6 protein-coding genes are annotated in these 5856 nt (G+C 63.1%); 4 read left to right on the plus strand and 2 right to left on the minus strand.

Annotated elements, in window-relative coordinates; all coding sequences use genetic code 11:
- On the plus strand, window positions 1–506 hold a 506-nt coding region (locus A2J01_RS21900; RefSeq protein ID WP_156519349.1), incomplete at its 5' end, for a carboxylesterase family protein.
- A gap of 4 nt (window positions 507–510) precedes the next feature.
- Here A2J01_RS21900 and A2J01_RS21905 read toward each other — a convergent pair.
- Window positions 511–2469, minus strand: a complete 1959-nt coding sequence (locus A2J01_RS21905) for an AfsR/SARP family transcriptional regulator (RefSeq protein WP_064113577.1) — start codon at window positions 2467–2469, stop codon at window positions 511–513.
- A gap of 98 nt (window positions 2470–2567) precedes the next feature.
- Here A2J01_RS21905 and A2J01_RS21910 point away from each other — a divergent pair, with 98 nt between their 5' ends.
- Together A2J01_RS21910 and A2J01_RS21915 are read left to right on the plus strand one after the other, a co-directional pair.
- Window positions 2568–3446: an alpha/beta fold hydrolase gene (locus A2J01_RS21910; RefSeq protein WP_003942926.1), complete on the plus strand. Its 879-nt coding sequence runs from the start codon at window positions 2568–2570 to the stop codon at window positions 3444–3446.
- Window positions 3447–3517: 71 nt separating this feature from the next.
- Window positions 3518–4003 carry a hypothetical protein gene (locus tag A2J01_RS21915; protein WP_042922885.1) on the plus strand — a complete coding sequence of 162 codons (486 nt, stop codon included), beginning with the start codon at window positions 3518–3520 and terminating at the stop codon, window positions 4001–4003.
- A 32-nt stretch (window positions 4004–4035) separates the two neighbouring features.
- On the opposite strand, the gene A2J01_RS21920 is transcribed toward A2J01_RS21915, so the two are convergent.
- Complete coding sequence (locus A2J01_RS21920; protein ID WP_003942949.1) at window positions 4036–5013, minus strand: ABC transporter substrate-binding protein; 978 nt, start codon at window positions 5011–5013, stop codon at window positions 4036–4038.
- 244 nt (window positions 5014–5257) lie between these two features.
- Between A2J01_RS21920 and A2J01_RS21925 the strand changes: the two genes are divergently transcribed.
- The coding region (locus A2J01_RS21925; protein ID WP_197494269.1) for an MBL fold metallo-hydrolase at window positions 5258–5856 on the plus strand (599 nt) is incomplete at its 3' end.

A 5856-nucleotide genomic window follows, 5' to 3' on the forward strand; every position in this document is an offset into this window, starting at 1 on the left:
CGGATCATTCTCAAATCGAAGGCGCGTATTCGGGACTGTCCAAGCTGGGCGCCGGTCTCGGTTTGACCCGTGATTTCGGATTCCGGCTGCCTACGTTGTGGATCGCCGAGGCTCACAGCAAGGTTGCGCCGACGTGGTTGTATCGCTTCGACTACGCGCCGCCGATGCTCAAGGCGCTGAAGATCGGTGCGACCCACGGCACCGAACTTGCCTACGTCTTCGGCAACATCAACCACGGGGCACGAGACATCACCTACAAGTTGGGTGGCTTGAGCGCGGCGCGTCATGTCTCTGAGCGCATGCAGGCGAGGTGGTTGGACTTTGCCAGAGCTGCAGGCGATTACGACGCCGGGGACGATCGCGAACTGGGTGCGGACCCGGGGTGGCCCACTTACGACACCGACACACGCTCGACACTGTTGATCGACAAACGCGATGCCGTCGTCGCTGATCTCGACCGCGAGATCCGGGAGGCGTGGGGTGAGACGGTGATTGCATTCACCTGACGGTTCAGCCCTGCTCCAATTCGGCCAGGTAGTGCGAGACGGGTCCCACGGTGAGCATTCCGCTTCCGGCGCCGGCTATTTCGGCGGCGGCAGGTAGGAGCGCCGCTCGCGCACGCTCCTTGACTCGACGGTCGCCGACTGCAGTCGCCGCTGCGGCAGTCAAGCACCACAGTGCCTCGGAGAGTAGGTCTTCGGGCGGGTCCGGCAATGCCTCGACCGCCTTCGCTGCTTCGTTCGTCTGCCCCTGTGCGATGAGCAGGTGTGGCCGGGCCCAGGGTTCGTAGGGGCCCCACTGCGTGGTCGGGTCGAAAATCGCCGGCAGTCCCCGCCATACGCGGAGGGCGAGAATTGCGAGAGGGAGTATGCCTTCCGCGAGACCCGGCATGCCGGCATCGGAAAGATTGACCGCCGCAGCTTCGTACAGCTTCTCGCAGTGCGCGGCCTCCGCGCCGGCAGCGGCAGTACGCATAGCGCGAAACCAGGTGGTGAACACCGCTGCCAACGGGCGTTCGTGACGTCCGGCCAATCGATCAACCGTCTCGGCATGTAGCTCGGCTGCATCGAATTGCCCAAGGGCGCTGAGGGCTTGCATGCGGATCAGATGGCCGAGGATCTCGAAGGTAGCCAGGCCGTGTCGAATGGCGAGGTCGACCAGTTCACGGCCGATGTCGTCGCGCTCGGAGGCCAGACCGGTAGTCCAGAACGTCTGCATGAACAATCCGTTCAGAGCGAAGGCCAGGAGCCCTGGATCGTCGAGAGCGCGACCGATCTGTACTGCGGCACGGGCACATTCGAGACCGTGATGACCGGGCAGTCCGCGCGATTCGAGTGCGATTGTCGCCAACAGTCTCGCCCGAGCGGGTTCGTTGCCGGCCGGAAGTCGATCGAGAGTGCGCTGAGCGGCCTCGACGATCTGCGTAGCCTGCCGAGGATCGTCGGATCGCGTCCAGATCCCGGGCACGTCGTAATTGCCGATGATCCGCGCGGTGAGTTCGACGTCGTCCAATTGTTCAGCGGTTCCGATGATTGTCAGTCGTTGGTTTCGGGCAATCTCGAGTCCGCTTCCGCCCGCAACTGCCAAACTTCGGAGGAGGCCGACGGTTGACTCCAATCTCGATTTCGATCCTGCCGCTACGGTCCGGTCGTACGCTGCCGAAACCTGACTGAAGATCTGTTCTGCCCCTGCAGAATCCAGGCGGGTTTCCCGGCGGAGAATGTCGGACTCGAGGTCGTTCAGTCGTGGACCAGGGTCGATGCCCAACTCTTCGGCGAGTAACTTCCGTGCGCGACGTAGGACTGCCAGAGCATCGCCTTGACGATCGGACCGGTACAGCGCCAGAGCGAGTAGTCGCCAACCCTCCTCGCGCCAAGGGTGTTCCGTCACGTGGGCATCCAGATCGGGAATCGCTTCGGCAGCTCGCCCGAGATCGAGCTGCGCGGATGCCAAGCGTTCGACGGCAGTCAGACGCAGTTCCTCCAAGCGTGATCGCTCCGTTCGGGCCCAAGGCTCGTCGGCGAACTCCGCGTAGGCCGGCCCTCTCCACAGCTGCAGCGCGGTTCGGAGCAGTTCGAGTGATTGCGCCGGCGTCGAATCTGCGGCTTCTCGCACCAGTCTTTCGAATTCCCAAGCGTCGACCGCGTCGGGTGCTGCATGAAAGGCGTAACCGGGCCCTTCGGTGACAATGACTTTCGGCTTCTTTCGCGGCGCGCGATCCGGTTCGAGCGCACGCCTCAATGCGGAAACGAACGTACGTATTGCGCTGGTAGCGCCGGACGGAGGATCGACCCAGAGGTCGTCGACAATCACGTCCACGGGAACAACACGTCCGCGGGCTACGACGAGACGAGCGAGGACCGCTCGGTGTCGTGGACCCTTCAGATCGATCTGGTGTGAAGACTCGTTCCACGCGACCACGGGTCCGAGCACTCCGAAAGCCGGGGCTTCAAATGTGTGGTCTCGCATTTCCCCACGCTATCGCGCTCATCGAACGCTCATCGACTGCGGCGAAGCTGATTGCCATCACCCCGACCTGCCATCACCCCGACTAACGAGAGCGATCGATGACTATCACCATTCCAGGCTTCGACTACCAGCAGATTTCCACAGCAGACGGAGTGCGGCTCAACGTCGCGGTCGGCGGAAGCGGAACACCACTCGTCCTTCTGCACGGCTTCCCTCAGACTCACCTCATGTGGCGTCACGTAGCCACTGCCTTGGCGTCGGATCACACCGTCATCTGCCCGGATCTACGCGGATACGGAGCCAGCGACAAACCGGTCGAGGAAAACCCGGACACCTACTCCAAACGAACAATGGCTGCCGACATCGTCGAGGTGGCCAGGAAATTGGGACACGAGAAGTTTGCCCTCGTCGGCCACGATCGTGGCGCACTGGTTGCCGTCAGAGCGGGGCTGGATCATCCGGATGTGATCACGCAACTCGGCTCGCTGGACGTGCTCCCCACCCTGGATATGTGGGACATCCTGCATGGATCGAATGCTGCTGTGGCGTTCCATCTCTATCTCATGGCTCAGCCACCTGGTCTTCCCGAGCAGATGATCAGCGCCAGCGCCGATGCGTTCTTCGAGTACTTTCTCGACGTGTGGACGCAGAACCGCGAAGCGATTCCGGTAGACGTGCGGGCGGAATACCTGCGCGCCTCACGGGAGGCGGTGCCGTCGATCGTTGCCGATTACCGGGCGTCGGCAGGCATCGACATCGAACACGATCAGTCCGATCGGGAGGCGGGCAACCAACTGCACATGCCGGTCACGGTCATTCAGCAGGACTGGGGCTCGATGCTCGGCTACGACGCCGAGGCCCTGTGGAAAGCGTGGGCGCCCGATCTCGAGCACCGCACGCTGTCCGCAGGTCACTTCATGGCAGAAGAGGCGCCTGCCGAAGTGGTCGAGGCGATCCGGACCCTACTCGAGAGGTAGTTTTGACGCTTCTCGGCTGTCGAGGTACTGGCGAGCGCATCACGTGCGTCGCGAATGGACGAGGGGGATCGATGGGTTTCTCGCTGCACTTCATGCGGGTGACGAAGGACGTGCAACTCGATGTTGATCGGGCGGCGGTCGCCGCTTTCCTCGATCAGCACGGGCTGCGCGTGGTCGAGAGCCCGTACGGAGGCGAGATCGTCGACCGTGACGACAGGGCATTGACGATCGACGGGGCCTTCTCCGACCTTCATCTCGACTCGCTCGAGCAGAGCGATCCACTCAGTGGTGGAATCTTCCACGCGACGCTGTCGCCTGCCGAGTGCGCGTTCGTCTACGACCTCTGCGCGGCGGCTGGGTTCCTGATCGTCAACCCTCAGGGTGACCCGACGTTTCTCGTTCCCCAGCGCAATCACGAGCCCGACGACGTTTCCGAGTTGGAGGACGTCGTCTGGGTCGACAGCGCCGAGGAACTGGCGCGGGCGCTCACCGGTGGTTTCCAAGCGTTCCGCGAGTTTCGGGACCGCGTGACAGGACGAGCCGCCGGTGCCGAATGATCGGGGCCCGTCGGGTTGACGAAGGTCGGGTTCTACCGCTTGACCCCGGCCGCCAAGTCGTCGACGAGAACCTTGGCGGTCAAGGCGTATCCCGCGGCCTTGTAGTAGTCGAAGGGAATCACTCGACCAGCCTGCGCGGCGGGCAGACGCTGCCACGTCGGCGAGGTGTACACGCTGCCGGAGGCGCTGCGATCCAAGGCGAAGATGACGTCGGCTTCTTCGAGACGGTTGAACTGCTCCGATCCGAGCATCACGCGAAGGTCGGGGCCTTCACGGAGCACCTCGAATCCCAGGTCCTCGGCGACGGCGGTGCGGAAATCGTTCTGGAACCACGCGATCTGATCCTCCGCGGCGGCGACGAAGGCAACCTTCTTGCCGGCCATCAGCGGTTCGACGGTCGGGCGGACCTGAGCTACATGGGCGTCGTACTCGGCGAGTACTTCTTCGGCGCGATCGCTGCGCCCGATGCCGGTGAGGAAGTCCGACATGACCTTCCGCCACTCCGGGGTGAAGTCCTTGCCGACGGGCAGGACCGGTGCGATCTGCTGCATCCGGTCGTTGCCGTACGACCCGGTGTCCCACCAGCCGGCGCTGAGGACGAGAAGGTCGGCGCCGAGAGTCGAGATGTATTCGAAGTTGGGATCGGAAGCACCTTCGGCGAAGATCTCGACACCCGTGGCATCCGGGACCTCACGGCGCAGGTGTTCGGCTGCGCCGGTCGGGTAGGCGGTCACCGGGTATCCGGCGAGGATCGACAATTCGAGGCCGTCCCGCGGATCGAGGGCAACGACGTTCTGTGGGTCCGTCGGAATGATCAGCTTCTCGTCGCCGCGCGTGAACTCGAAGGTCTCCGCGTTCTCGGGCGTCGAACTTTCCGTGCTGCCGCACGCGGCGAGAAACGCGGCCGCAGCGACGCCCGCGCCGACGCCGAAGAAACCGCGTCGCGTCAGGTTGTCCACGATCGCCCAGTAGTCGCGATCGGTCGTGGAGGGAGAAAGGAGTCGAGTCATGCTTGTTAGGTTAGCCTTAGGGGCTGTCTTCGGGAATGCTGAAACAGCTCCCGCGAACGCCAAGAAATACGGCGAACACGCCAGCACAGAGAGTGTTGTCCGCGTCACCGGCAGGTCTGATTCACAACCCACTTTCGACCTCTGACGTGCATGACGTCACAACCGGCCGCCTCCTCGATCGCGATTTGGCCCTGATCGCGCCGACTATGCTGAGTTGACCAGCAGTACGATTTCGGAGGTTGCAATGCAGATCACCAGCGTCGGCCACGCAGGATTTCACATCCAGACCGAGGCCGGATCCATCCTGTGTGATCCATGGGTGACCCCGACGTATTTTGCGTCCTGGGTGCCGTTCCCCGACAACACAGAGTTGGACTGGGACGCGCTGGGCAACTGCGACTACCTCTACGTCTCGCACCTGCACAAGGACCACTTCGATCCGAAGAATCTGATCGCGCACGTCAACAAGGACGCCACAGTCCTGCTCCCCGATTACCCGGTGCCGGACCTCAAGCGTGAACTCGAGAAGCTCGGCTTCCACAAGTTCTTCGAGACGGAAGACTCCGTCAAGCACACCGTCAGCGGTCCCAAGGGCGATCTCGACATCATGATCATCGCTCTGCGCGCTCCCGCGGACGGTCCGATCGGTGACTCGGGCCTCGTCGTCTCGGACGGGGAAACCACCTGTTTCAACATGAACGACGCCAGGCCCGTCGACCTGGACCCGCTGACCGACGCCTTCGGGAAGGTCGACATCCATCTGCTGCAGTACTCGGGCGCGATCTGGTACCCGATGGTCTACGACATCCCGAAGGGCACCAAGCGCAACTTCGGCAAGCAGAA

Origin of the sequence: Rhodococcus sp. EPR-134 (assembly GCF_001647205.1) — a bacterium.
Taxonomy (GTDB): domain Bacteria; phylum Actinomycetota; class Actinomycetes; order Mycobacteriales; family Mycobacteriaceae; genus Rhodococcus_F; species Rhodococcus_F qingshengii.